This is a genomic window from Vreelandella sp. EE27, from assembly GCF_968206495.1.
The window spans coordinates 3,308,157-3,331,654 of sequence record NZ_OZ309109.1 but is presented as its reverse complement, the minus strand read 5'-3'; the positions used below and the strand labels follow the sequence as shown (position 1 = coordinate 3,331,654).

The following is a 23,498-nucleotide window of genomic DNA, read 5'->3' as shown; positions in this document are numbered from 1 at the left end:
AAAGAGGCTTTCATGAGCACAAGGGCGCTACATCAAACGTCAGGGCGTCAGACGATTACCTGTCGGATTACCGATATCAAAGAGTTGAGTTCTGACGTGCTCGGGGTGACACTCAAGGGCGACCCCCAGGCGATCAATCACCTGCCCGGCCAGTATCTCGAGCTCAAGCTCGACGACACGACCTGGGTGCCGTTTTCTATCGCAAGCCATGGGCGCGGCGACGGCGTCATCGAGCTGCACATTCAGCACCGCCCGGAGCGCGATAATTCCGTCAGGCTGCGCGAGCTTCTCACCCTTTCCGGCGAGCTCACCATTCGCATGCCCGGCGGCGAGAGCGTGCTGGATAGTCAAAGCCACCGTCCGCTTTTGTTGATCGCCGCCGGTACCGGCTTTGCGCAGATGAAGGCGATCGTCGAAGCGGTGCTCGAAAAGCAGCCGGCCCGGCCCGTGTTCATCTGGTGGGCGGCGCGGGAACATCGCGACCTCTACGCCGAGTATCTGGCAAGCGAGTGGGCGGCGCGCTTTGACAACGTGCACTTTCACGCGGTTACCGAGCTCGAATTGGATCAGCCGCTGGCGGACAGCCCGCGCATCGCCCACTACCAGGGGCGCATCACCGACGTGTTGGAGCGCGCCTTGCCCACGCTTGCCATCGAAGGCACGCCCGTGGCAGTGGGCGAGTGCGATGTGTACCTGTCCGGCTCACCGGGCATGGTCTACGCCTGCGTGGACGTATTAGAAGCCCACGGCGCAGCGCCGGACAGGCTCTACTCGGACGTCTTCGCCTACGCGCCGCGCCCGGCCAAATAGCCAACTTCTATAGCCCGCCTTTGAGGGGCGAGCGGTAGAGTTGTTATTTTTACGCAATGCAGGCAGGATAAGCCCATAACGCATATCGGCCTTTCAACCGGATAAACCCATGATCCATTTACGCAACAGCAAAGCGACACCGGCCACGCCCCTGGCGGCGGCTTTCGCCTGCGCGTTTGGTTATGGCGTTTATTGGTTTAGCCCCGGTATGCCTCGGGCTGGCGCTTAGGCCAACCCCGCAGGCATACCTTCTGGGTTGCCTGCCGACGTTTGAAACCCCGGCTGGTCACCCCGCCGGGGTTTTTGCGTTTTGAAGCGCGTTTTACCCACCACCCGATGTGGAATTCACGACACGTTCATCAAGGAGTTCGACCATGACCGCTTATGCCAACGCTTTTGCTGCCTCGTTGATGGGTTACGGCTATAGCTGGCGATTTAGCGGCGCGCGGTCGGTACAGGTAGCCACCTCCGGCCGGGCCCCCGTGGGTGGCACGACGAGTATCCGATGTCCTTTGATGAATGAGAGTTAACGCCATGAGTGCTTTGATGAGTGCGACCCGCTCCGCCCAGTCCCTAAGCAGCGCCGAGCCCCAGAACCCACAGCCGCTCCCCCTGCCCGATGAGCTTTTGAGCCGGGTGCACGTCGATGCCGCCCTGAGCCGTCAGCTCGATGGGCAGCGCCAGGCTGTCCAGCGCATTCTGACCGGCGAGGACTCGCGCCTTCTGGTCGTGGTCGGGCCCTGCTCGATCCACGACCCGGACGCGGCGCTGGAGTACGCCGACCGCCTTGCGGCACTAAGCGAGGAGGTCAGCGAGCAGATTCTGCCGGTGATGCGTGTCTACGTCGAAAAACCCCGCACCACCGTGGGCTGGAAAGGCCTGGCCTACGACCCGGATTTGGACGGTACCGGCGACATGGCCCGGGGGGTGACCCGCTCCCGCGAGCTGATGCACGCGGTGGCCAGTCGCGGGCTCCCCGTTGCCACCGAGCTTTTGCAGCCGATGCTCGCCCCCTACCTGGAAGACCTTTTGAGCTGGGTGGCGATCGGCGCGCGCACGACCGAATCCCAGCTTCACCGCGAGCTTGCCAGTGACCTGCGCGCCGCGGTGGGCTTCAAGAACGCCACCAGCGGTGACTTGCAGGTGGCCATCGACGCCATGCAGGCCGCCGCCCACTCCCATCAGCGCTTCGCCCAGGACGGTAAAGGCCGCCCGGTCATGCAGCAAAGCGCGGGCAACCCCCATACCCATGTCGTGCTGCGCGGTGGCCACGGCGAGCCCAACTACCAGGCCCACCACGTCCGCCAGGCGAGCGCCCGGCTGATGGAAGCAGGGCAGAACCCGCGGCTCATGGTCGACTGCAGCCACGCCAACGCGCGCAAGGACCATCGGCGCCAGAGCGAGGTGATGCTCGACGTGCTCGACCAGCGCCAGGCCGGGGATGCCCATTTGGTCGCGTTGATGCTCGAAAGCCATCTGTTCGAAGGCAAGCAGGCGTTGAAGCCCGGCGCCATGCGCTACGGCGTATCAGTGACCGATGCTTGTGTCGGCTGGGACACTACCGAGCACCTGCTCAAAACCGCGGCACAGCGTTTGGCCGGCCAATAATCCAGGGCGTTGCGCATCCCGGGGCGTTTACAGCCAGCGCTTGCCAGGCCTGACCACCCCCGTATGATAGAGGCTATTTAATCGGAGGTGGCGATGGCCTTTACCCTGCAAGAGCAAGAACCCAAGCGCTACCGGCGCAAGGCGCGCATGATCAGCGTCGTGATGGTGGGCCAGCTGATCATCTTTGGCATGCTGTTTTCACTGCTGCTGAGCTCGGCGCTGGGTAGCAGTGTCTGGACCCACGGTTTAGGGATCGTGCTCGGACTTTTGGCGACCAGCGCGCTCTTTGCCGGGCTCAAGGAGCGCCCCTGGATGGGCGAGATCAGCTACGTTTGGCAGCTCAAAAACCATCTTTCGCGCATCCAGGGCTACCAGGACTCGCTTACCCGCGCCGTCGACGAGGACAACCGCGCTGCGCTCGATATTTTGAGCTTCTACCACGAAGGGGTGGATCAGGTAGCCGCGCTCAACGATAAACAGCCGGATCCCGCGCGTTTGCAGCAAAAAGAGCACGTGGTCGAGCGCCGACAGGCGCTTGGCCTGCCGGATCGCGTGACGGTTTTCGACCCTCACGATCTGGGCGCTTTTACGCGCGGCTAGTGCTCACTCAACTCCACTAAAAAAAGCGTTACAGGGAACATTCATGCTCGATTCTAAACCGCTCAAGGCGCTCGGCGCCGCTTGTCTGGGCCTATGGCTTGCCGGCTGTGCGGCGCCGTCCGGCGGTCAGCCGCCAGGGCCAGGGGCGACGACGCAAAACGCCGCGCCGCTGCTGCCGTCGTCGCTTTTTCCCGGTAGCGCCGAGCGCTTCACCGCTTGGCACTGCCAGCCGGCCAACCAGCACCTGGTGGCCGCCGATAACGACCAGGCACTGCGACTATGGTCGCTCCACGGCGCCTGGCAGCTGCCCCGGGCCGTCGTTGCCAGCGGCGCACGTTATCAGGATGGCGAAATAAGCGTTTGGGACCGCGGCGAAAAGGCGCTGGTCGAAACCCCGCGCGGCCAGCTTCAGTGCCAGAAAGCCGGGCAGCGCCAGGCGTTTACCCGCGCCGAGCACCCGGGGGTGATGTTTCTCGGCCAGGGCCAAAAGCCTGACTGGCGCGTCTCGCTTGCCCACGACGAACCGGTCATTAGCCTGGCGACTCGGCCCGACCAGCCCGTCGAGCGCTTCCCTTATATGATCAGCGTGCTGGATAACGAGGCCGGCCGGGTGGTGCTCGAAAGCGCCGATGTCGAACCTTTCTTCAGAGTACGCATCGACGCGGGCGCCTGTTTCGATCGCGTCAGTGACGAACCCTTTCCGGCTCGGGTAACGCTCACCTACCAGGGCGAGCAGTATAGCGGGTGCGGCCAGGGCATCGCGCCCAACTAACGCGGAGCCTTTCGTTAGCTAGCGACGACACGTCTGGGTTTCGCCTTCGACACGCCATTCGGAGGCGATGAAGTCACTTGCACAAAGCGCATTCTTGTCGCCGGCCACGCGGCGGGCCAGGCGGGTGAGCGCCGAAGCGCTCAGGCCCCGCTCGGTGGGGCGCTGCTCGCTGACCGCCACCGGCACCCACGCGCCATCCTGGCGGGTCGCCAGGGTGAAGTTGAACGGGTGAAAGCCTGGAAAGCCCAGGCGCAGGTCGGTGGCGATCAGGGTCTCGTCACCTTCGACCGACTCGACCTCGTAGCGTAGAAAGGGCCCGCTGAACCAGGCCAGACGCTGGCCCAGTGCGCTTGAAAGCGCCGCGTTTTCGAGCGGCTGCCGCTGGCGTTGAAAGGTCTCGATCATCGGCGGCTGATCGTCATCGAAAACGCTGACTAGCCCCTCGTAGTAGCGATCCCCCTCGACCGCCGTGGCCCGCCACAGCAAAATGTTGAACGGCGTGGGCTGAATCATCAGCGCGGCGTTTTCCAGGCCCCGCGCCTCGAGTTCCGGTGCCAGGCGCGCCTCGACGGACCACTTCATGCCCGCCGCCATCAGCAAGTAGAGACTCGAAAGCAGCAGCCCCAGGGCGCAGTAGTAGACGACCCGGCGGGTGAGGCACGCCGCAAAAAGCCCGCCCAGCAGCGCCAGACTATAGAGAGGGTCGATAATGAACACGATGGGCCAGGCGGCGGGGGCTGCCTCCAGCGGCCAGAGCAGTTGGGTGCCGTAGGTGGTCAGCGCATCGAGCAGCGGGTGGGTAATGAGCGCGAGCGTGAAAAATAGCCACCAGCGGCCAAGCGATGCTCGCCTTGGCAGAAAGCGCCAGCTTAGTAGCGCCAGCAGGCTGCCAAGCCCGGTCAGCACGAACAGCGAATGGCTAAAGCCGCGGTGTTCGGTCACGTTGAGAATGGCGTCGCCGTAGTCCAGGGCAACGTCCAGGTCGGGCAGGGTGCCCAAAAGCGCGCCCACCAAAACGGCCTTGCGGCCAAGGCGGCGGCCCAGCACCGCCCCGCCGACAGCGGCGCCCAGGGCCGCTTGCGTAATCGAATCCACAACGTTTCCTTAACGGGTGTTAAAATCTTCGTAAGCGTAGCATTATACGTTTTTGTTTTCGCGTTGACTGGCTGTATTGGGGTTGTACAAAAAGCGTGGGGATTGCCGTCCCTGACCCTTCATCAATGACTCAATCGGGTCTATTCTATTTGCGTTAACGTTCTGTGACGCCGAGTGCTTTCAAAAAGGGGATTTTATGCGGTTTTTACATACCATGGTGCGTATCAGCGATATCGACGCTTCGCTGCACTTCTACTGCGATCTTCTGGGCATGGAAGAAGTGCGCCGCAAGGAGAGCGAAAAGGGCCGCTTTACGCTGATTTTTTTGGCCGCGCCGGACGATACGCCCCGCGCCGAGCGCTTGAACGCTCCGGAACTCGAGCTGACCTACAATTGGGATCCGGAAGAGTATGAGGGCGGGCGCAACTTCGGCCACCTGGCCTACCGGGTCGACGACATCTACGCGCTGTGCGAAAAGCTCCAGAACGCCGGCGTGACCATTAACCGCCCCCCGCGGGATGGCAACATGGCGTTCGTGAAATCACCGGATGGCATTTCCGTCGAGCTGCTCCAAAAAGGCGACGCCTTCGAGCCGGAAGAGCCCTGGGCTTCGATGGAAAACAGCGGCAGCTGGTAACGCAGGGAGCGATTGGTGAAAAAATACCTTATTGGCGCGCTGGCCCTGGGTACGGCGCTGCTACTGGGCGGCTGCGCCAGCAGCCCGCCACCGCAGACCCAAAAGCCCGTCTCGCAAGGCGGCGCCGAGCTCTCCGGGGCGATCGTGGGCCCACGCTGGAATCTGCTGCTGATGGGCACCGACGAGCGCCTCTCCCTGCCGCAAACGGCGTTTTTCCAGATTCACCCGGATGGGCGTATCTCGGGCAACGACGGCTGCAATAACTTCAAAGGCGGTGTAAGCCTGGGCGAAGGCCAACGCATCGAAGTGGGCGATCTTTCCACGACGCGGATGGGCTGCGACGAGCTCGAGGACGCCCTGCGCGTGACCGACATGCTCGAAACCGCCTACCGCTACCTGATCGACCACGACCGGGTCGTCTTCTTCGGCCCGGATAGCCGCGTGCTGGGCGGCTGGCGCAAGGCCAACTAAAAGGGAGGCCGCGTGCCCAACGTGGACAAGCCGCTGTTGGAAGCGGTGTGGCAGATCGCGTTAAGCGCTTCGGATATCATCCTGACGGTGTACCGCCAGGAGATCACGGTGGCGTTAAAAGCCGACCAGAGCCCGGTCACCGAGGCCGATACCCGCGCCAACGCCGCCATCGTCGAAGCACTCGAGCACCTTACCCCAGAGGTGCCGGTGCTTTCCGAGGAGAGCGTGGCGCATTTCGAAGGCCCGGCGCCGGAGTGCACCTACTGGCTGGTCGACCCGCTGGACGGCACTAAAGAGTTCATCAAGCGTAACGACGAGTTCACGGTGAATATCGCGCTGATCCACCGGGGCGCGCCGGTGCTCGGCGTGGTCGTGGCCCCGGCGCTGAACGTAAGTTACCTGGCGGCGCGCGGGCTTGGCGCCTTCAAGGCGCAGCAAACGGGCACATGGCAGCCCATTCACACCTGCGCTGGCGTGCCAGCGCAGGGCTATCGGGTACTCGGCAGCCGCTCGCATCAGGACCCGCGGTTGAGTGCCTGGCTCGAGAGCCTGGGCGCGCACCGCATAACGGCGCTTGGAAGCTCGCTAAAAGCCTGCCTGATTGCCGAGGGGCGTGCGGACGTTTACCCGCGCTTCGGGCCGACCAGCCTTTGGGACACCGCCGCCGCTCAAGTGCTGGTCGAAGAGGCCGGTGGTTGCGTGGTCGACCAGACGGGGGAGCCGCTTGGTTACCACACCCCCGAGCAGGTATTGAATCCGAGCTTTTTTGTCTGGGGCGCCCCGCTTGACAAGCGCTAGCAAGCCCCGCCCACGCGTGATAGACTACGCCATCCTCTCAGACAAGACCGTTGAACGGGCAGTTTTTGAGCTGCGCGTTACACGTTTTGGCAAAGCGTAAAGTTTCGCCAAATCAATTGGTTGTTAAGGAAATGTCGCGATTGGGCTTTTGCCCCGCGAAATTACATAGTTAATTCGTTGCCCTAAAGGCAACCTTTATTCTCCAAGGAGATACCAGTGGCGAACAGCAAGCAAGCTCGCAAGCGCGCCCGCCAGGCCGAGTCACGTCGCGTCCTGAAATCCAGCCAGCGCAGCATGGTCCGCACCTACGTCAAGCGTGTGATCAAAGCGATCAACACCGGCGACCATGGCAAGGCAATGGAAGAGTTCAAGGTGATGCAGCCGGTCGTTGACCGCATCGCCGACAAGGACGCGCTGTCCAAGAAAAAGGCCGCGCGCCTGAAAAGCCGCTTGAACAAGCGGATTAAAGCGCTGGCAGCGTAAGCCGGCAGCGTCTTGAAAAAACCGGCTGCGGCCGGTTTTTTTGTGCCTGGATAAATGCTCGAGCCCGACGGATGACGCGATGACACAGACCTCCCCCCAACACACAGCGGTGGCCAAACGCGGGCTAATGCGCTCGGGGCTGGTGGTTAGCGCCATGACCATGCTTTCACGCGTCATGGGGCTTGCGCGGGACGTCGTGGTCGCGACCTTCCTTGGCGCGGGCACCGGCGCGGATGCGTTTTTCGTCGCCTTCAAGATCCCCAATTTTCTACGCCGGCTGTTTGCCGAAGGCGCCTTTAACCAGGCCTTCGTGCCGGTGCTCTCGGAGTACTCCACCCAACGCACCCGCGAGGAGATCCGCGAGCTCTTGAATGCCGTGGCGGGCAGTTTGACCGCCATTTTGGCGCTGATTACAGCACTCGCCATGCTGAGCGCGCCCTGGCTCGTCTGGCTCTTCGCACCGGGCTTTGGCCGCGATGACCCGGAAAAGCTCGCGCTCACCGCGGACATGCTGCGCCTGACCTTTCCGTACCTGCTGTTGATTTCGCTGACCGCGTTTTCGGGAAGCGTGCTCAATACCTGGAACCGGTTCGCCGTGCCCGCCTTTACGCCGGTGCTGTTGAATTTATCGCTGATCGGCGCGGCGCTTTTTCTGATGCCGTTGATGGAAGAGCCCGCCATGGCGCTGGCCTGGGGGGTATTGATCGCAGGCGCTGCCCAGCTCGCGTTTCAGGTGCCGTTTCTCTACCGGCTCGGGCTTTTGCCCACGCCTTGGCCAAACTTCGCCCACGACGGCGTCAAACGTATTCTGAAACTGATGGGCCCGGCGCTTTTTGGCGTGTCGGTGTCGCAAATCAACCTGCTGCTGGATACGGTGCTGGCCTCGCTTTTGGCCGCGGGCAGCGTCTCCTGGCTCTACTATTCGGACCGTTTGGTGGAATTGCCGCTGGGGGTATTCGGCGTGGCGATCGGCACGGTGATTTTGCCCGCGCTCTCCAAGCGCCACGCCGAGCAGTCCAGCGAGCACTTCGCCAAAATGCTCGACTGGGCGATTCGCGTCGTGTTGCTTTTGGGGGTGCCGGCAGCCCTTGCGCTGGTGGTGCTCGCCGAGCCCTTTTTGATTACCCTGTTTCACTACGGCGCGATGACCGCAAGCGACATCCAGATGGCCTCGATGAGCCTGCGCGCCTACGCCGTAGGGCTGGTGGCCTTCATGCTGATCAAGGTGCTGGCGCCGGGCTTTTTTGCTCGTCAGGACACCAAAACGCCGGTCAAGGTAGGCATTTTCGCCATGGTCGCCAATATGGTCTTCAACCTAATACTGATCTGGCCGCTGGCGCACGCGGGGCTGGCGCTGGCCACGGCGCTCTCCGCGTTTTTGAACGCCGGGCTTTTGGGCTATTTGCTCTATCGTGAGAAAGTGCTGGTGTTCCAGCCCGGCTGGGGGCGTTACGCGGTGCAACTCATTGGCGGAAGCGCTCTGATGGGCGCGGCACTTTATCTGGTGACACCGCCCTGGCAAGAATGGCTGGACGTTGGGCTTTGGCAGCGGATCGGCTGGGTGTTCGGGCTGATCGCCCTGGGCGGTGGGCTCTACTTTGCCTGGCTGGGCGCCTGGGGGCTCAGGCTTCGCCACTTCAAACTGACGAGCTGATTTCGCCCTGGGCCCGCGCGCGTAATCTTGACTGCAGCTTCCCGGCGCGTTCGTTATAATCACAGGCTTTCTTGTATTGATCCAGCCTTTACCCACGCTTAACGCTAGAGGGGCCATGCACGTTATACGAGGTCTGCACAATTTAACCGCGGATGAGCGCGGCTGCGTTGCCACCATCGGTAACTTCGACGGCGTGCACCGCGGCCATCAGGCGATCATGCAGCAGTGCCGCGAGCACGCGGCGCGGCTGCAAGTGCCGTTGACGGTCGTGGTCTTCGAGCCTCAGCCCCGGGAGTATTTTGCCGGCGAGCAGGCCCCGCCGCGCCTGACCAGGCTGCGTGAAAAGGTGCGCTTACTTGGACAGCACGGCGCCGAGCGCGTGCTTTGCCTGGCGTTCAACGACGCCCTTAGAAGTTTGACCGGGCGCGAGTTCATCGACCAGGTGTTGATCGAGGGGCTGGGCGTCAAACACCTGGTGGTGGGCGACGACTTTCGCTTTGGCTGCGACCGGCGCGGTGACTTCGAGCTTTTAAAAGCCGTGGGTGACGAAGAAGGCTTCGCGGTGGAGCACACGCGCACCTTCACGCTGGAAGACGAGCGCGTGTCGAGTTCGCGGGTGCGCACCATGCTTGCCAGCGGTAATTTCGCCGCCGCGCGGCGTTTGCTGGGCCGGCCCTACTCGGTGTCCGGGCGGGTAGTGCGCGACCAGCAGCTGGGGCGCACCATCGGCGCGCCGACGGCGAATCTGCCGCTTCTGCCCCAGCCGCTGACGCTTCGCGGCGTGTTCGCGGTGGTGGCCGAGCTCGAGGACGGCACCTGCTACCCGGGGGTGGCCAACGTCGGCTTTCGCCCGACGGTGGGTTCAAAGCGCCCAACCTTAGAGGTGCACCTTTATGATTTTAGCGGCGACCTTTATGGCCAGCGGCTTTCGGTGTACCCCTGCGTGCGGCTACGCGGGGAGGTGAAGTTCGACGACTTCGCGGCACTCAAGGCGCAGATTCAGCGCGACCAGGCGCGGGGCCGGTACTATTTTGCCCCGTCCCAGGCAGGCCTTGCCAAGGCTGCCTCGACGACGGACACCCCGACGGAGTTTGCTTCAACGGATTCCGTCTTACCGGATTTTACATCACACGCATCCAGAGCGGCCTTTGAAAGCGACGCGCTGGATGTTTGGCTGGCTTCGGCCCCGCTTGGGCGAGAAGCCGCTTCTTCTGATTTCTCTTCGGCGGACGACGCCGATGCTAACGACGGCTGACCGGACCTATGGACTACAAGCAAACGCTCAATCTGCCTGAAACCGATTTCCCCATGCGCGGCATGCTGCCCAAGCAGGAGCCGGGTCGGGTTTCCAAATGGCAGGATATGGACCTTTACCAGCGCCTGCGCGATGCCCGCGCCGGTGCCCCGCTTTTCGTGCTGCACGATGGCCCTCCCTACGCCAATGGCAGCATCCATATCGGTCACGCCGTCAACAAGATCCTCAAGGACATCATCGTCAAGTCCAAGAACCTGGCCGGGTTCGACGCCCCTTACGTGCCGGGTTGGGACTGCCATGGCCTGCCGATCGAGCACAAGGTGGAAACCACCCACGGCAAGCACCTCTCGCCGGCGCATGCCCGGGCGCTTTGCCGCGAGTACGCCGGTGCCCAGATCGAAACCCAGCTCACCGATTTCGTGCGCCTGGGCGTGATCGGCGACTGGCACCATCCTTACCGCTCGATGGATTTCGTCAATGAAGCCGGTGAGATCCGGGCGCTGGCCGACATGGTCGACGCCGGGTACGTCTTCAAGGGGCTGAAGCCGGTCAACTGGTGCTTCGACTGCGCCTCCGCCCTGGCCGAGGCCGAAGTTGAGTACCAGGACAAGAAGTCCGACGCCATCGACGTTGCCTTCCCGGTCGAAGACGCCGACAAGCTGGCCGCGGCCTTCGGTTTGGATTCGCTTTCAAAGCCCGCCGCCGTGGTCATCTGGACCACCACGCCCTGGACCATCCCGGCCAACCAGGCGCTGAACGTGCACCCCGAGTTCACCTACGCGCTGGTCGACACCGGCGAGCGGTTGTTGCTGCTCGCCGAAGAGCTGGTCGAGAGCTGTCTGGAGCGTTTCGACCTGCAAGGCGAAGTCATCGCCACGGCGAAAGGCGCGTCGCTTGAGCTGATCAACTTCCGCCATCCGCTTTATGATCGCCTGTCGCCGGTGTATCTGGCGGACTACGTCGAGAGTGACGTCGGCAGCACCGGTATCGTCCACTCCGCGCCGTCTTACGGCGTGGATGACTTCAATACCTGCCGCGCCTACGGCATGAGTTTTGACGATATGCTCAACCCGGTGCAGAGCAACGGCGTCTATATCGACGATCTGGAGCGCTTCGGCGGGCAGATGATCTGGAAAGCGAACCCGAACATCGTCGCCGCCCTCGATGAGGCGGGCGCTTTGATGGCGCACAAGCCCATCACCCACAGCTACATGCACTGCTGGCGCCACAAGACGCCGGTGATCTACCGCGCCACGGCCCAGTGGTTCGTGGGCATGGATATCGAAGGCCGTGACGGCAAGACCCTTCGCCAGAAGGCGCTCGAGGGGATCGGGGCCACGCAGTTTACTCCGGCTTGGGGCCAGGCGCGACTGCACAGCATGATCGCCAACCGCCCGGACTGGTGCATCTCGCGCCAGCGTAACTGGGGCGTGCCGATTCCGTTTTTCCTGCACAAGCAGACCGGCGAGCTGCACCCGCGCACCCTCGAGCTGATGGAAGAAGCCGCCAGGCGCGTGGAAGAGGGCGGCATCGACGCCTGGTTCAGCCTCGAGGCCGCCGAGCTTCTGGGTAGTGAGGCCGACGACTATGACAAGATCTCCGACACCCTGGATGTGTGGTTCGACTCCGGCACCACTCACCGTCACGTGCTTCGAGGCTCGCACCCCCACGGCCACGAGTACGGCCCGCGGGCGGATCTGTATCTGGAAGGCTCGGATCAGCACCGCGGCTGGTTCCACTCGTCGCTCTTGACCGGCTCGGCGATCGACGGCCACCCGCCGTACCGCCAGCTTCTGACCCACGGCTTCACCGTGGACGCCCAGGGGCGCAAGATGTCCAAGTCGATCGGCAACGTGGTCGCCCCGCAAACGGTGATGGACAAGCTCGGCGCCGACATTCTGCGCCTGTGGACCGCCTCGACGGACTACTCCGGCGAAATGGCGGTGTCCGACGAGATCTTGAAGCGCACCGCCGATGTCTACCGGCGTATCCGTAATACCGCGCGCTTCTTGCTCGGCAACCTGACCGGCTTCGAGCCAAACCGCGACATGGTCGCCTTTGACGACATGATTGCGCTGGATCGTTGGATCGTGGACCGCACCGCGCAGCTTCAGGGGCGTATCCAGACGGCGTTTGATGAGTACCGTTTCCGCGACGTTTACCAGCAGGTGCACGACTTCTGTGCCCGGGACCTGGGCGGCTTCTACCTGGATATCATCAAGGACCGCCAGTACACCACCCAGGCGGATTCGCTGGCCCGGCGTAGCTGCCAGAGCGCGCTTTATCACGTCATCGAGGCGCTCGCCCGCTGGGTCGCGCCGATTCTCTCCTTCACCGCCGAAGAAATTTTCGAGCACATCCCCGGCGAGCGCGGCGACAGCGTGCTGCTCGAAACCTATTACGAAGGGCTGGCGGTGCTTGACGACGACGCGCCGATGGGCCGGGCGTTCTGGGAGCAGGTCATGGAGGTCAAGCACGCGGTCAACAAGCGTTTGGAAGAGGCGCGGGGTGAAGGCACCATCAAGGGGTCGCTGGATAGCGAAGCGACGCTTTATGTCAGCGACGAACTGCGTACGCTGCTGGAAAGCCTGGGCGACGAGCTGCGCTTCGTGCTGATCACCTCCGAGGCCACGCTCAAGCCGCTGGATGAGGCGGATGCCAGCGCCCACAGCGAGCTCGAGGGGCTGAAGGTAGCCGTAGTGCCAAGCCCTCATGAGAAGTGCGAGCGCAGCTGGGAGCGCCGCCCGGACGTGGGTAGCCACCCGGAGCACCCGACCCTTTGCGAGCGCTCGATTCTGAACCTGCCGGATGGCCCGGGCGAGGTCCGCCGCTATGCCTGAGACCGCGCCGAAGGCGCCGCTTGCAAGCCCGCCGCCCATGCATCGCCCGCTACGCTGGCTATGGCTGGCCGTGGCGGTCATTGCGCTGGACCTGGCGAGCAAGTACGCGATGAGTCATCTGCTCGACTATAATCAGCCGTTACGCGTGCTGCCCTTTTTCGATTTGCGTTTGATGCATAACTTTGGGGCGGCCTTCAGTTTTCTGGCCAACCACCCAGGCTGGCAGCGCTGGTTCTTTGCCCTTATCGCCGTGGGCGCGAGCGTGGGCCTGACGGTCTGGCTTTCGCGCATCCGCCGGGACGAGAGGCTTTTGGCCGTGGCGCTTCCGTTGATCATCGGCGGGGCGCTGGGCAATTTGTATGATCGCCTGATTCACGGCTACGTGGTGGACTTTTTGTCCTTTCACGTGGCGGGCTGGTACTACCCGGCGTTTAACGTGGCGGATATGGGCATCGTGATCGGCGCCGCCCTGCTAATCTGGGAATCAATCATGGGCGATCGGCGACGCAAGAAAGCCGCGTTACACGAAAGCAGCCAATAGCGAGAAGCGTATGGACTATGTCATCGACGAGGGTATGGACATTACCCTGCATTTCACCCTGAAACTCGAAGACGGTACGGTGGTGGACTCGACCAAAGAGAAAGCGCCGGCGAGTTTCACCTTTGGCGACGGCAACCTGCCGCCGGGTTTCGAGTACCCCATCAAGGGATTGGCGCCGGGCCAGCAGGGCACGTTCGATATCACCCCGGAGCACGCCTTCGGCCAGCACAACGAGCAAAACATTCAAACGCTCAAGCGCGCGGATTTCGGCGACGAAGAGCCGGAAATCGGCATGGTGATGTCCTTTGCCGACAAGGCGGGCACCGAGCTTCCCGGCGTGGTCAAGACCATCGACGGCGACCGGATCGAGGTGGACTTCAATCACCCACTCGCCGGGCGTACACTGACCTTCGAGGTCGAGGTGCTCGACGTCAAGCCGATGACCACGCACTAAAGTGCGCCTGCGCCGGGCTTGTTACACAACTGACACGGTTTCCCGCTTTAATCGAAAAGCGGGAAACGCCCGTCAATAGAACAAGCCGGGCGCGGCGCTGTCCGTAAGGGCATGCCCTTGGCGTCACCTTTCGAGCGACCGGGCTTTTATTCACTAGCGATGCGCTCACGCATCAAGGCGCTATTATGAACGCACCCCAAACCGAGCCTTCAGAAACGGCGCAGCCGATCACGATTCAACTGGCCAACCCCCGCGGCTTTTGTGCCGGGGTGGACCGCGCCATCGATATCGTCAACCGCGCTCTGGACGTTTTCGGCCCGCCGGTTTATGTCCGTCATGAAGTGGTCCATAACAAGTTCGTCGTGGATTCGCTGCGTGAGCGCGGCGCGGTGTTCGTCGAAGAGCTCGACGAGGTGCCGGACGACGTGATCGTGATCTTTTCCGCCCACGGCGTTTCCCAGGCCGTGCAGGAAGACGCCGACCAGCGCGGGCTCAAGGTGTTCGACGCGACCTGCCCGCTGGTCACCAAGGTGCACATGGAAGTATTGCGCTACGCCAAGCGTGGCCAGGAGTGCATCCTGATCGGCCACGAAGGCCACCCGGAAGTCGAGGGTACCATGGGCCGCTACGACACCTCCTTTGGCGGGCGTATCTATCTGGTCGAGGATGAAGAAGACGTGGCCAATCTCGAAGTGAGCGACCCGGCCACGCTCTCCTTCGTGACACAAACCACGCTCTCGATGGACGATACGGCCAAGGTGATCGACGCCCTGCGGGATAAATTTCCCGAGATTCAGGGCCCGCGCAAAAACGACATCTGCTACGCCACCCAAAACCGCCAGGATGCGGTGCGGGACCTGGCCACCGAAAACGATCTGATCCTCGTGGTCGGCAGCCCCAATAGCTCCAACTCCAACCGCCTGCGCGAGCTCTCCGAGCGCATCGGCACGCCGGCGTATCTCATCGATAACGCCGAGCAGATCGAAAGCCACTGGCTCGATAACGTTTCGCGCATCGGCGTGACCGCCGGCGCCAGCGCCCCGGAAGTGCTGGTGAAAGGCGTGATCGACCGGCTCAAATCCCTGGGCGCGACCGACCCAAGCGAACTTGCCGGGCGCGAAGAGAACATTACTTTTTCCATGCCTAAAGAGCTTCGCGACCAGGTCATCGCAAGCGGCTAATGCAATCGGTACGCCGTTTCGCCATACTCAGGGTATGGGCTAACTAAAACGAGGCGTACCGAGTGGCTAACTTCCTGGATCACCGCGCGGGTGCATCGACGCACCAGCGCGGCTTCACTCTCATCGAAATGCTCATCGTCGCGGCCATCATTGGCCTGCTGGCGGGCATCGCCTACCCGGGCTACCAGCGCTACGTCGAAAACGCGGTACGCACCGACGGTAAGGCCGGTTTACTCAACGCCGCCGCCGAGCTCGAGCGCTGCTACGCACGTAACTATAGCTATGAAAACGGCTGCTCCATTACCGAGACCTCGCCGGATGGTCACTATGCGCTGACGTTCGAACCCAACGAGGAGCAGGGCGGCTTTTTGATCTCGGCGAACACCTCACGCGATGACGGCTGTGATAACCCGCTTACCCTGAATGCACTCGGCGAACGTCGCCCCGAGGAGTGCTGGTAATGGTGGGCCAGCGCGGCTTCTCCCTGGTGGAGGCGCTGGTCGCGCTGCTGATTCTATCGATTGGGTTGATCGGCATGGGGGCGCTGCAGCTAAAGGCGCTACAAAGCGCAAGCGAGGGCTACCAGCGCACGCTGGCAAGCGTTGCCGTATTGGACGCCCAGGAGCGGCTTTGGGCGGCGTATCAGGCAAGCCCGCGCTGCGCCGGTCGCAAACTCGAAGGCGTCGAGCGCGCCTGGCAGCGCCACTGGTTTACGGATAGCGAAGCGGTGCTCGAGCAGGCGTCCGGCGATATTCAGCGCCAAGGCTGTGGGTTCGTCATTACCGTTACGCACGCGTCTTTGGCTAACGCGGAGTACCGGTTTTTGCTGCCGGGCGAGCTATAGGAGGGCACGATGGGTAGGCAGTGGGGCTTCACACTCAGCGAGCTTTTGGTCGCCCTGACCCTGGGCAGTCTTCTGGTGATCGGCGCCGGGCAACTGCTGCTTTCAAGCTTTCATACCTTCGAGCAGGTCGACCGGCTGGGCCGCCAACAGGAGACGCTGGTATATGCCGCAACGACGCTCGCCAGCCGGCTACGGCGCGAGGGTGGTGTTAACGACCAGGCAGAGGCGCTATTTCACCTGACCTGCCGCGCAACGTCCAGCGACTGCCGCTGCACGGTACAGGACACCACCGAGGCCCAGCCGCTGGTGTCGTTCGAAAAGCTCGGCGAAAGCGCCTGCCCGCGGGATGAGCCCCTGGGCGAACCGGTGGGCGACGGCGCGCTTCGCATTGCGTTGCCGCTGGGGCCCAGGGGCCAAGACATCGCCTTTCACATTACCCCGCGCCAAGGCGTGTTAGCCCGCGATGATCTGGCGCCCTGAGGTCTCCCTCGAACGGCCAGCTCGCCAGCAAGGAGCGGCGCTGGCCGTGGTCATGGTGGTGCTGGCAAGCGCTTTGATGCTCGGTATCGTCGGGGTGCAGTCGGCGCTCATCGACCAGCGCCAGGCGGCCAACTACCGCGCCGCGTTAAAGGCGCAAATGCGCGCGGAAACCGCCGCCGTCGAAGCACTCTCCGCGTTCGATCTGCTTGACTGGGAGAACGCCCCAACCCTTACCCCCGACCAGCGCCTACGCTTCCCCGTTTTCTCCCAAGAGCCTGGCGCCGTTCACCGCTGCCGCGCACGCAGCTGTGTTTATCTTCCCGTTATCCGCCACGACGAGCACTGGGTGATGGCGCTGGGCGTGGTTTACGCAAACGACGACCCGCGCGCGTCACTGATCGCGCACAGCGAGCCGATTTTTGTGCGCGTGGAAGGTGACGAAGGCGCGGGGCAGAGGCGTTGGGAGTAGTAGGGGGAGACAAATCGCGCGGCCATAAAAAAACCCCTTCACAAGGAAGGGGTTTTTTTATGCGGCAAGCATTGAGGCAATGCTTAGCCTTCGATCGGCGCGCGCCAGTCGTCGGAACCCGAGGTGCCGGCAACGGTGTGTTCCCAATCGATTTTACGGTACGCAAGCGAGACGTCCATCAGCTGGGTGAACTCGGACTTCTGGATGTCCTGGGCATGGGGCATGCGCAGGTTGATGTCGACGATGGTGGCATCGGTCAGCGAGGTGGTGAAGAAGTGCTCTTGCTTACCTTCGACCGAGGTGCGGTACCACTTAAGCTCTACGGTGGGCAGCATTTCGCCGGAGGCCAGGGCGTTGTACATCAGCGGCACGGCCTTGTTCAGCGCGACGGTGAATACGAACGGCTTGTGGGCGCGCTGGCCGGAGGGCTGACCGGACTGCGGGTCGGTGGGCACCGTGACGACGTGCTTGAATTCCTGGACCAGCATTTCGTCTTCGTGACCTTCGACATAGATGTTGCCGACGGAGTCCGGTGTGAAAGCGCCGGCCGTGATGTTGCCCTGAGTCTGGCCTTCGATGCTGATATAACATGGAGTTGGCATAAATAGCTCCTCGATCAAGCGTTGCGATAAGGGTACGAATACCCGGTGAACACTATTTACTAAGGCAAGCCGTATGCCATCTAAAAAATCTATATTTTAATCAATATCTTATTAAAATATTAAAATTTTATGAAAGTATGCCTGGGCCGAGACTTGCTCGAAAACAGGCAAGCACTTGCCTGCGGGGCAACAAGTTGCTTGAAATTCCTAGGGTCGAGGTGCTTATAACGTTTTATTAGCCAAAGCCAGAGAAAGAAGCGCTTCACAGGGGCGAAAAAGCTCATTGAAGTGAGACTTTTGGGGTGAAAAAGTGGCTAGCTTAACCATCGCTTGGCACTAAGGCCACCCGTTGGTGATTTCATGTTGAGAAAATCAGGATTTTATTTGTAAGACATTATCGTTTTGTTGTGTAAGAGATGTCTTACATTGGCTTTTCGGTAAATTAATTTTCATTAGATAGTCGGCTAAATTCTACAAAATTGCGCCAATTGTCGCGCAAATTCAAAGTGAAAAAGTTCCCTTCCCGACGCCTCTTTTTAAGTGTTTAAAAATGGCGCATTGGCATGACCTGACAGATTCGTTAACTTGGGTTAATTGAGAATTATTAACGTAAACGTTCGATTTTCTCGCTTTCAGGACGCATCCAATGGCTAAACAAGGCACCGTCGCGCCGAAAGAGCGCATCAATATCAAATACGTTCCGGCCACCGGCGACCAGCAGGCGGATACCGAGCTTCCGCTCAAACTGCTGGTAGTGGGCGACTTCAAGGGCGGCGAAGAAGAGACGCCCATCGAAGAGCGCCAATCCGTATCGGTGGACAAGAACAACTTTCAGTCGGTCATGCGCGAAGCCGATTTGTCCCTGCAAACCTCGGTGGCCAATCGCCTCGAAGAGGGTGAGGACGCCGGCGATATGGCCGTTAATCTTTCCTTCAAGTCCCTCGAAGACTTCTCGCCGGACTCGCTCGCCAAACAGGTGCCGGAGCTTCGCAAGCTGGTCGAGCTGCGCGAAGCGCTGGTAGCGCTGAAAGGCCCGCTGGGCAACGTACCCGCTTTCCGGGATCGTTTGCAAAAACTGCTGGAAAACGACGAAGCGCGCCAGCAGCTTCTCAATGAATTGGAGTTAATGGATACCGAGCGCCCTAACGAGTAATCCCGGCCCGTGTATCAATTTCCTAACCCCAATAGTGCGAGACGAAACGATGAGCAAGACGGTTAAAGATCAGTCCCAGGCGGTTCAGACAGAAACCGAAGAGGCGTCGCTGCTGGACCAGGTCATGGCGCAAACCCGCATGGCCCCGGCCGATGAAGGCTACGATGTGGCCAAGCAAGGGGTTGCCGCCTTTATTTCCCAGCTGTTGGCGGATGACAACGCAGCGCCCAAGGTGAACAAGTCGATCGTGGACAACATGATCGTCGAGCTCGATCGCAAGATCAGCCATCAAGTGGACGAAGTGCTGCATAACCAGGAGTTTCAGCAGCTCGAGTCCGCGTGGCGAGGTTTGAAGCTTCTGGTCGACCGCACCGACTTTCGCGAAAACATCAAGCTCGATGTGCTGCACGCCACCAAGCAGGAGCTTCTGGAAGACTTCGAATTCGCCCCGGAAGTTAGCCAGAGCGGTCTTTATCATCACGTCTATAACGCCGGGTATGGCCAGTTCGGCGGTGAGCCCGTTGCCGGTATCATCGGACACTACGACTTCTCGCCTTCCACGCCGGACATGAAGCTTTTGCAGTACACCTCGGCGGTCGGCGCGATGGCGCACGCGCCCTTCATGTCGTCGGTGGCGCCTTCGTTCTTCGGCGTCGACAGCTTCGAAGAGCTGCCCAACATCAAAGATCTCAAAGCCATCTTCGAAGGGCCGAAATACGCCCGCTGGCGCAGCCTGCGCGAGTCCGAAGATGCGCGCTATCTGGGCCTGACCGCGCCGCGCTTTTTGCTGCGTACGCCCTATGATCCGATCGAAAACCCGGTCAAGACCTTCAACTACCGCGAAACGGTCAGCGAGAACCACGAGCACTACCTTTGGGGTAACACCGCTTACCTGCTCGCCGAGCGTTTGACCGACAGCTTCGCCAAGTACCGTTGGTGCCCGAACATCATCGGCCCGCAAAGCGGCGGCGCGGTGGAAAACCTGCCGGTGCATACCTACGAGGCCTTCGGCCAGCTTCAGGCAAAAATTCCGACCGAGGTGTTGATCACCGACCGGCGCGAGTTCGAGATGGCCGAAGAGGGCTTCATCTCGCTGACCATGCGCAAGGGCAGCGACAACGCCGCGTTCTTCTCGGCCAACTCGGTGCAAAAGCCCAAGGTGTTCCCGAACACTACCGAAGGCAAGGCCGCGGAGACCAACTTCAAACTGGGCACCCAGCTGCCTTACATGTTCATCATCAACCGCCTGGCGCACTACGTGAAGGTGCTTCAGCGCGAGCAGATCGGTTCCTGGAAAGAGCGCCAGGACCTGGAGCGCGAGCTCAACGCCTGGATTCGCCAGTACGTGGCCGACCAGGAAAATCCGCCTTCCGATGTACGTAGCCGTCGTCCGCTGCGCGCCGCCTCGATTCAGGTCTCGGATGTCGAAGGCGAGCCGGGCTGGTACCAGGTATCGATGTCGGTACGTCCGCACTTCAAGTACATGGGCGCGAACTTCGAACTCTCCCTGGTCGGGCGTCTCGACAAGGAATAAGGGAAGTAACGCGCTATGGCCACGCAAAGCAATGGGCGTTTAGGCAGCCGATTGTTCGAGCGCTTGGCGGCCCCTCACCAGCCGGATCAGCGCTCGGAAGAGACCCGGCTCGGTGAGGTGGTGGAGTCGATCAAACGCCACTTGGTAGAGCTTCTCAACAGCCACCCCGGCAACAGCGCCTGTGCACCGGAATTGGGGCTTTTGGATTTCAACGACGCCACCATCGGCGTGTTGGATTTGGAGCTCAATATCAAGCAGGCGATCCGCCAATGCATCGAACGCTTCGAGCCCCGGGTAAAGCGGGTGGAAGTGGAGTCGCTGCCTAACGGCGGCGACCCCTTGCAGCTGCGTTTTCAAGTGCACGCCACCGTCGCGCTTGGCCACGATAGCGCCCAGGCCACGATCGATCTGCTGCTCAACAACAAGCGCTATCAGTGTATGAACTGATCGCGCGGGAAGGCATTCATGCTCAACCGCTACTACCGCGACGAACTTAACTTCCTCAAGCGTCAGGGCCGTGAGTTTGCCGAGGCGAACCCGGGCCTTAGCCGGTTTCTGTCCGAGCGAAGCACCGACCCGGACGTCGAGCGGCTGCTGGAAGGGTTTGCCTTTCTGACCGGGCGAATGCGCGAAAAGGTGGAAGACGAATTCCCGGAGCTGACGCACTCGCTGATCAGCATGCTATGGCCGAACTACCTGCGTCCGGTGCCGAGCATGGCGGTGGTACAGTTCACCCCGGTCTGGCACGTGCTCAGTCAGCAGCAAAGCGTGGCCCGCGGTACCGAGCTTTCGAGCACACCGGTCGAAGGCACCGCCTGCCTGTTTCGTACCTGCCACGATGTGGCGCTCTACCCGCTGGCCCACGCGGGCGTCACCGCTCGCCATACTCGCGAATCCTCGATCGTCGAGCTGGCCATGGACGTGCACAGCGACCAGCCCATGAACGAGCTCGGCGTAGAGGCGCTGCGTCTTTATCTGGGCGGCGACGGCTACACCGCGCGCACGCTCTATCTGTGGATGAGCCACTACCTGGGCCGGTTGGAGCTCGAGATCGACGGCCAGCGCCAGACGCTTCCGGCAAGTGCCCTGCGCCCGGTGGGCTTCGAGCCCGACCAGGCGCTTTTGCCCTACCCGCGCAACGTGCACCAGGGCTATCGCATTTTGCAGGAGTACCTGTGCTTTCCCGAGGCATTTCATTTTTTCGATGTGCATGGCCTGGGCGGCGCGCTACCTGCGAAAACCGCCGAGAAGGTGACGCTGCGCTTCGTATTCTCGCGCCCGCTGCCCACCGATGCGCGCCTTCAGGATGAACACCTGGCGCTCTATTGTGCCCCGGCCATCAACCTGTTCGAGCACGATGCCGAACCGGTCGATTTGACCGGCGAGCGCAGCGAGTACCGTATTCGCCCAAGCAGCAAGGCGCCGTCGCACTTCGAGGTGTTTAGCGTGGACGACGTGGTTGGGCGGCTGGAAGGGGCGGGAAGCGGTGCCCAAAACGGCCAGCGCCGCTATGTTCCCTTCGAGAGCTTCCAGCACCAGATCGAGCGCGACCGTGGGCGCGACTCGCTCTATTTCCGGACGCGGGTGCGCACCAGCATGCGCGGCGACGGGTTCGATCACGATATCTCGCTGGTACGCGGCGACGAAGCGCTCTGCCTTGGGCGGCGCGAGACGATATCGCTGGGCCTGACCTGCAGCAACCGCGAGCTCCCCGAGCAGTTGACCGTGGGCGATATCTGCGTGGAGACCCAGAATAGCCCCACCTTCGCAAGCTTTCGCAACGTGACCCGGCCGACCCCGGTGTTGCGCCCGGCGATCGACGACGGGCTGCTGTGGACATTGATTTCCAACCTGTCGCTCAACTACCTGTCGCTACTCAGCCGCGACGCGCTCTGCTCGGTCCTCAAGGCCTACGATTTTCGCGCTTTGGTGGACCGCCAGGCCGAGCGCGTCGCGCAAAAACGCCTGGACGGCATTATCGAGATCGATACGCAGCCGGTGGACCGGCTGCGCCGGGGCATGCCCGTGCGCGGTTTGCGCTCGGTGATGACCCTGGACCAGGACGCGTTTGGCGATGAAGGCAGCCTGTACCTGTTCGGTAGTGTCCTCGCGCGCTTTTTATCGCTTTACGCCAGCATCAACTCCTTTCACGAGTTGCAGGTCATCAACCGGCATAACCAAGAGCGTTACGTATGGAGCTCACAAGCGGGGCAGCAGCCCCTGATGTAGCGCTGGCGCCGCTTTTGAACCGGGCGCGGCGCTTTGATTTTTTTCAATTGGTAGAGCTTCTGCATCACCGTCACGGCGACGACCTGGAGCAGCGGCCTGGCGGTAGCGTGCCCGTGTTTTCGCGGGTGCGCTACAAGAGCTCGGCTTCGCTGGGCTTTCCCGGCAGCGACGTACTCGCGCTGGGCCTCGATGAGCACGGCCAGTACGCCATGGAAGTGAGCTTTCTGGGCCTGCAGGGTTCGCAGTCGCCGCTGCCGAGCTACTACCTGGAGGCGCTGGCCCACGAGTCGGCCCACCAGGAGGGCAACGCCGGGGCGTTTTTGGATTTCTTCAATCACCGTCTATTGACGTTGATGCACCGTAACTGGCGCAAGTACCGCCACTACGTGCGCTACCAGGATAACGCCGAAGATGGCTTCTCGGCCTCGGTGTTTGCGCTGGTGGGGTTGGCCGACGCCAACCTGCGCGGCGAAACGCCGATCAACTGGAGCAAGATGCTCGCCTACGCCGGGCTTTTGGCCGGGCGCTCGCGCTCGCCGGAGGTGGTGTGCGGCATCGTCAGCCACTGCTTCGATCTGGAGCAGGTCGAGATCGAACAGTGGGTCAAGCGCTGGGTCGAGATCCCGCTGGATCAGCGAAGCCGTACCGGAATGAGCGGCATGACACTGGGTGAGGATGTCGTGGCTGGCGAGCGCGTGGCCGACGTGCAGGGTAAGTTTGCGCTCTGCCTGCGCGGCTTGAGTCTCGAGCGGTTTCGCGACTTTTTGCCCGACGGCCAGGAGCACGACCCGCTGAAAACCCTGGTGAGCTTCGTGCTGCGCGAGCCGCTGGCCTACGACCTGGAGCTCGAACTGTTGGAGAGCGCGGTAAAGCCCATGCGCCTTGGTGATGCTGGCTCGTGCCAGCTGGGCTGGACCACGTTCGTCGACCCCGAGGGCGGCGAAGAAAGCACGCGCCGCCGCGTACGCATTCAAATGACGAGTTAAAT

General features: G+C 61.8%; 25 protein-coding genes. 23 read left to right on the top strand and 2 right to left on the bottom strand.

What is annotated here, in order from left to right:
• Positions 1-12: 12 nt before the first annotated feature.
• The 4 genes from ACWHVV_RS15615 (at position 13) to ACWHVV_RS15600 (ending at position 3,790) form a co-directional block, all read left to right on the top strand.
• On the top strand, positions 13-810 hold the full coding sequence (locus tag ACWHVV_RS15615; RefSeq protein WP_447927040.1) for an FAD-binding oxidoreductase: 798 nt from the start codon (positions 13-15) through the stop codon (positions 808-810).
• Positions 811-1,356: 546 nt separating this feature from the next.
• Complete coding sequence (locus ACWHVV_RS15610) at positions 1,357-2,418, top strand: 3-deoxy-7-phosphoheptulonate synthase (RefSeq protein WP_447927039.1); 1,062 nt, start codon at positions 1,357-1,359, stop codon at positions 2,416-2,418.
• A 93-nt stretch (positions 2,419-2,511) separates the two neighbouring features.
• Positions 2,512-3,018, top strand: coding sequence for a DUF3087 family protein (locus tag ACWHVV_RS15605; protein ID WP_447927038.1), 507 nt, complete (start codon positions 2,512-2,514; stop codon positions 3,016-3,018).
• 43 nt (positions 3,019-3,061) lie between these two features.
• Positions 3,062-3,790: an MliC family protein gene (locus ACWHVV_RS15600; RefSeq protein ID WP_447927037.1), complete on the top strand. Its 729-nt coding sequence runs from the start codon at positions 3,062-3,064 to the stop codon at positions 3,788-3,790.
• 18 nt (positions 3,791-3,808) lie between these two features.
• Here ACWHVV_RS15600 and ACWHVV_RS15595 read toward each other — a convergent pair whose 3' ends face one another.
• The gene (locus ACWHVV_RS15595; RefSeq protein WP_447927036.1) at positions 3,809-4,885 is read right to left on the bottom strand and encodes a metal-dependent hydrolase; all 1,077 of its coding nucleotides are present in this window, start codon (positions 4,883-4,885) and stop codon (positions 3,809-3,811) included.
• Positions 4,886-5,081: 196 nt separating this feature from the next.
• Between ACWHVV_RS15595 and gloA the strand changes: the two genes are divergently transcribed.
• The 14 genes from gloA (at position 5,082) to ACWHVV_RS15525 (ending at position 16,992) form a co-directional block, all read left to right on the top strand.
• Positions 5,082-5,522, top strand: a complete 441-nt coding sequence (gloA, locus tag ACWHVV_RS15590; protein WP_447529938.1) for a lactoylglutathione lyase — start codon at positions 5,082-5,084, stop codon at positions 5,520-5,522.
• Between the two features lie 15 nt (positions 5,523-5,537).
• Positions 5,538-5,993 (top strand): META domain-containing protein, encoded by a 456-nt coding sequence (locus tag ACWHVV_RS15585; protein ID WP_447927035.1) that lies wholly within the window; start codon positions 5,538-5,540, stop codon positions 5,991-5,993.
• Between the two features lie 12 nt (positions 5,994-6,005).
• Positions 6,006-6,791 (top strand): 3'(2'),5'-bisphosphate nucleotidase CysQ, encoded by a 786-nt coding sequence (cysQ, locus tag ACWHVV_RS15580; RefSeq protein ID WP_447927034.1) that lies wholly within the window; start codon positions 6,006-6,008, stop codon positions 6,789-6,791.
• A 216-nt stretch (positions 6,792-7,007) separates the two neighbouring features.
• The gene (gene rpsT / locus ACWHVV_RS15575; RefSeq protein ID WP_447529935.1) at positions 7,008-7,274 is read left to right on the top strand and encodes a 30S ribosomal protein S20; all 267 of its coding nucleotides are present in this window, start codon (positions 7,008-7,010) and stop codon (positions 7,272-7,274) included.
• Between the two features lie 79 nt (positions 7,275-7,353).
• Positions 7,354-8,928, top strand: a complete 1,575-nt coding sequence (gene murJ / locus ACWHVV_RS15570) for a murein biosynthesis integral membrane protein MurJ (protein WP_447927033.1) — start codon at positions 7,354-7,356, stop codon at positions 8,926-8,928.
• A gap of 115 nt (positions 8,929-9,043) precedes the next feature.
• Positions 9,044-10,183, top strand: coding sequence for a bifunctional riboflavin kinase/FAD synthetase (ribF, locus tag ACWHVV_RS15565; protein ID WP_447927032.1), 1,140 nt, complete (start codon positions 9,044-9,046; stop codon positions 10,181-10,183).
• Between the two features lie 8 nt (positions 10,184-10,191).
• Positions 10,192-13,023, top strand: a complete 2,832-nt coding sequence (ileS, locus tag ACWHVV_RS15560; RefSeq protein ID WP_447927031.1) for an isoleucine--tRNA ligase — start codon at positions 10,192-10,194, stop codon at positions 13,021-13,023.
• Positions 13,016-13,564 (top strand): signal peptidase II, encoded by a 549-nt coding sequence (lspA, locus tag ACWHVV_RS15555; protein ID WP_447927030.1) that lies wholly within the window; start codon positions 13,016-13,018, stop codon positions 13,562-13,564. Before ileS ends, lspA begins: the two co-directional genes overlap by 8 nt.
• A 10-nt stretch (positions 13,565-13,574) precedes the next feature.
• The gene (fkpB, locus tag ACWHVV_RS15550) at positions 13,575-14,018 is read left to right on the top strand and encodes an FKBP-type peptidyl-prolyl cis-trans isomerase (RefSeq protein ID WP_447529930.1); all 444 of its coding nucleotides are present in this window, start codon (positions 13,575-13,577) and stop codon (positions 14,016-14,018) included.
• 185 nt (positions 14,019-14,203) lie between these two features.
• Entirely contained in the window at positions 14,204-15,199 is a 996-nt protein-coding gene (gene ispH / locus ACWHVV_RS15545) for a 4-hydroxy-3-methylbut-2-enyl diphosphate reductase (protein WP_447927029.1), read from the top strand.
• Between the two features lie 62 nt (positions 15,200-15,261).
• Positions 15,262-15,660, top strand: coding sequence for a type IV pilin protein (locus tag ACWHVV_RS15540; RefSeq protein ID WP_447927028.1), 399 nt, complete (start codon positions 15,262-15,264; stop codon positions 15,658-15,660).
• Positions 15,660-16,043 (top strand): type IV pilus modification protein PilV, encoded by a 384-nt coding sequence (pilV, locus tag ACWHVV_RS15535; protein WP_447927027.1) that lies wholly within the window; start codon positions 15,660-15,662, stop codon positions 16,041-16,043. The genes ACWHVV_RS15540 and pilV overlap by 1 nt, the downstream gene beginning before the upstream one ends.
• Positions 16,044-16,052: 9 nt before the next feature.
• Entirely contained in the window at positions 16,053-16,523 is a 471-nt protein-coding gene (locus tag ACWHVV_RS15530) for a PilW family protein (protein ID WP_447927026.1), read from the top strand.
• Positions 16,507-16,992, top strand: a complete 486-nt coding sequence (locus ACWHVV_RS15525; protein ID WP_447927025.1) for a pilus assembly PilX family protein — start codon at positions 16,507-16,509, stop codon at positions 16,990-16,992. The genes ACWHVV_RS15530 and ACWHVV_RS15525 overlap by 17 nt, the downstream gene beginning before the upstream one ends.
• 83 nt (positions 16,993-17,075) lie before the next feature.
• On the opposite strand, the gene ACWHVV_RS15520 is transcribed toward ACWHVV_RS15525, so the two are convergent.
• Positions 17,076-17,594: an Hcp family type VI secretion system effector gene (locus ACWHVV_RS15520; protein ID WP_447529924.1), complete on the bottom strand. Its 519-nt coding sequence runs from the start codon at positions 17,592-17,594 to the stop codon at positions 17,076-17,078.
• Between the two features lie 646 nt (positions 17,595-18,240).
• Between ACWHVV_RS15520 and tssB the strand changes: the two genes are divergently transcribed.
• From tssB to tssG, 5 genes are read left to right on the top strand one after another with little or no spacing between them, the layout of a single operon-like run.
• The gene (gene tssB, locus ACWHVV_RS15515; protein ID WP_447529923.1) at positions 18,241-18,747 is read left to right on the top strand and encodes a type VI secretion system contractile sheath small subunit; all 507 of its coding nucleotides are present in this window, start codon (positions 18,241-18,243) and stop codon (positions 18,745-18,747) included.
• A 49-nt stretch (positions 18,748-18,796) separates the two neighbouring features.
• On the top strand, positions 18,797-20,281 hold the full coding sequence (gene tssC / locus ACWHVV_RS15510) for a type VI secretion system contractile sheath large subunit (protein WP_447927024.1): 1,485 nt from the start codon (positions 18,797-18,799) through the stop codon (positions 20,279-20,281).
• A gap of 15 nt (positions 20,282-20,296) precedes the next feature.
• On the top strand, positions 20,297-20,728 hold the full coding sequence (gene tssE / locus ACWHVV_RS15505) for a type VI secretion system baseplate subunit TssE (protein WP_447529921.1): 432 nt from the start codon (positions 20,297-20,299) through the stop codon (positions 20,726-20,728).
• Positions 20,729-20,746: 18 nt separating this feature from the next.
• The gene (gene tssF / locus ACWHVV_RS15500; protein ID WP_447529920.1) at positions 20,747-22,510 is read left to right on the top strand and encodes a type VI secretion system baseplate subunit TssF; all 1,764 of its coding nucleotides are present in this window, start codon (positions 20,747-20,749) and stop codon (positions 22,508-22,510) included.
• A complete protein-coding gene (gene tssG / locus ACWHVV_RS15495) occupies positions 22,474-23,496 on the top strand; it encodes a type VI secretion system baseplate subunit TssG (RefSeq protein ID WP_447529919.1) in 1,023 nt (340 codons plus the stop codon). The genes tssF and tssG overlap by 37 nt, the downstream gene beginning before the upstream one ends.
• Positions 23,497-23,498 lie beyond the last annotated feature (2 nt).

Coding starts and splice junctions, on each gene's coding strand:
- ACWHVV_RS15525 (WP_447927025.1), top strand. CDS start 16,507: ATGATCTGGCGCCCTGAGGTCTCCCTCGAACGGCCAGCTCGCCAGCAA.
- pilV (WP_447927027.1), top strand. CDS start 15,660: ATGGTGGGCCAGCGCGGCTTCTCCCTGGTGGAGGCGCTGGTCGCGCTG.
- tssC (WP_447927024.1), top strand. CDS start 18,797: ATGAGCAAGACGGTTAAAGATCAGTCCCAGGCGGTTCAGACAGAAACC.
- fkpB (WP_447529930.1), top strand. CDS start 13,575: ATGGACTATGTCATCGACGAGGGTATGGACATTACCCTGCATTTCACC.
- tssB (WP_447529923.1), top strand. CDS start 18,241: ATGGCTAAACAAGGCACCGTCGCGCCGAAAGAGCGCATCAATATCAAA.
- ACWHVV_RS15610 (WP_447927039.1), top strand. CDS start 1,357: ATGAGTGCGACCCGCTCCGCCCAGTCCCTAAGCAGCGCCGAGCCCCAG.
- tssG (WP_447529919.1), top strand. CDS start 22,474: ATGGAGCTCACAAGCGGGGCAGCAGCCCCTGATGTAGCGCTGGCGCCG.
- ACWHVV_RS15615 (WP_447927040.1), top strand. CDS start 13: ATGAGCACAAGGGCGCTACATCAAACGTCAGGGCGTCAGACGATTACC.
- ACWHVV_RS15520 (WP_447529924.1), bottom strand. CDS start 17,594: ATGCCAACTCCATGTTATATCAGCATCGAAGGCCAGACTCAGGGCAAC.
- murJ (WP_447927033.1), top strand. CDS start 7,354: ATGACACAGACCTCCCCCCAACACACAGCGGTGGCCAAACGCGGGCTA.
- ileS (WP_447927031.1), top strand. CDS start 10,192: ATGGACTACAAGCAAACGCTCAATCTGCCTGAAACCGATTTCCCCATG.
- ACWHVV_RS15530 (WP_447927026.1), top strand. CDS start 16,053: ATGGGTAGGCAGTGGGGCTTCACACTCAGCGAGCTTTTGGTCGCCCTG.
- ribF (WP_447927032.1), top strand. CDS start 9,044: ATGCACGTTATACGAGGTCTGCACAATTTAACCGCGGATGAGCGCGGC.
- lspA (WP_447927030.1), top strand. CDS start 13,016: ATGCCTGAGACCGCGCCGAAGGCGCCGCTTGCAAGCCCGCCGCCCATG.
- ispH (WP_447927029.1), top strand. CDS start 14,204: ATGAACGCACCCCAAACCGAGCCTTCAGAAACGGCGCAGCCGATCACG.
- tssE (WP_447529921.1), top strand. CDS start 20,297: ATGGCCACGCAAAGCAATGGGCGTTTAGGCAGCCGATTGTTCGAGCGC.
- ACWHVV_RS15605 (WP_447927038.1), top strand. CDS start 2,512: ATGGCCTTTACCCTGCAAGAGCAAGAACCCAAGCGCTACCGGCGCAAG.
- tssF (WP_447529920.1), top strand. CDS start 20,747: ATGCTCAACCGCTACTACCGCGACGAACTTAACTTCCTCAAGCGTCAG.
- gloA (WP_447529938.1), top strand. CDS start 5,082: ATGCGGTTTTTACATACCATGGTGCGTATCAGCGATATCGACGCTTCG.
- ACWHVV_RS15600 (WP_447927037.1), top strand. CDS start 3,062: ATGCTCGATTCTAAACCGCTCAAGGCGCTCGGCGCCGCTTGTCTGGGC.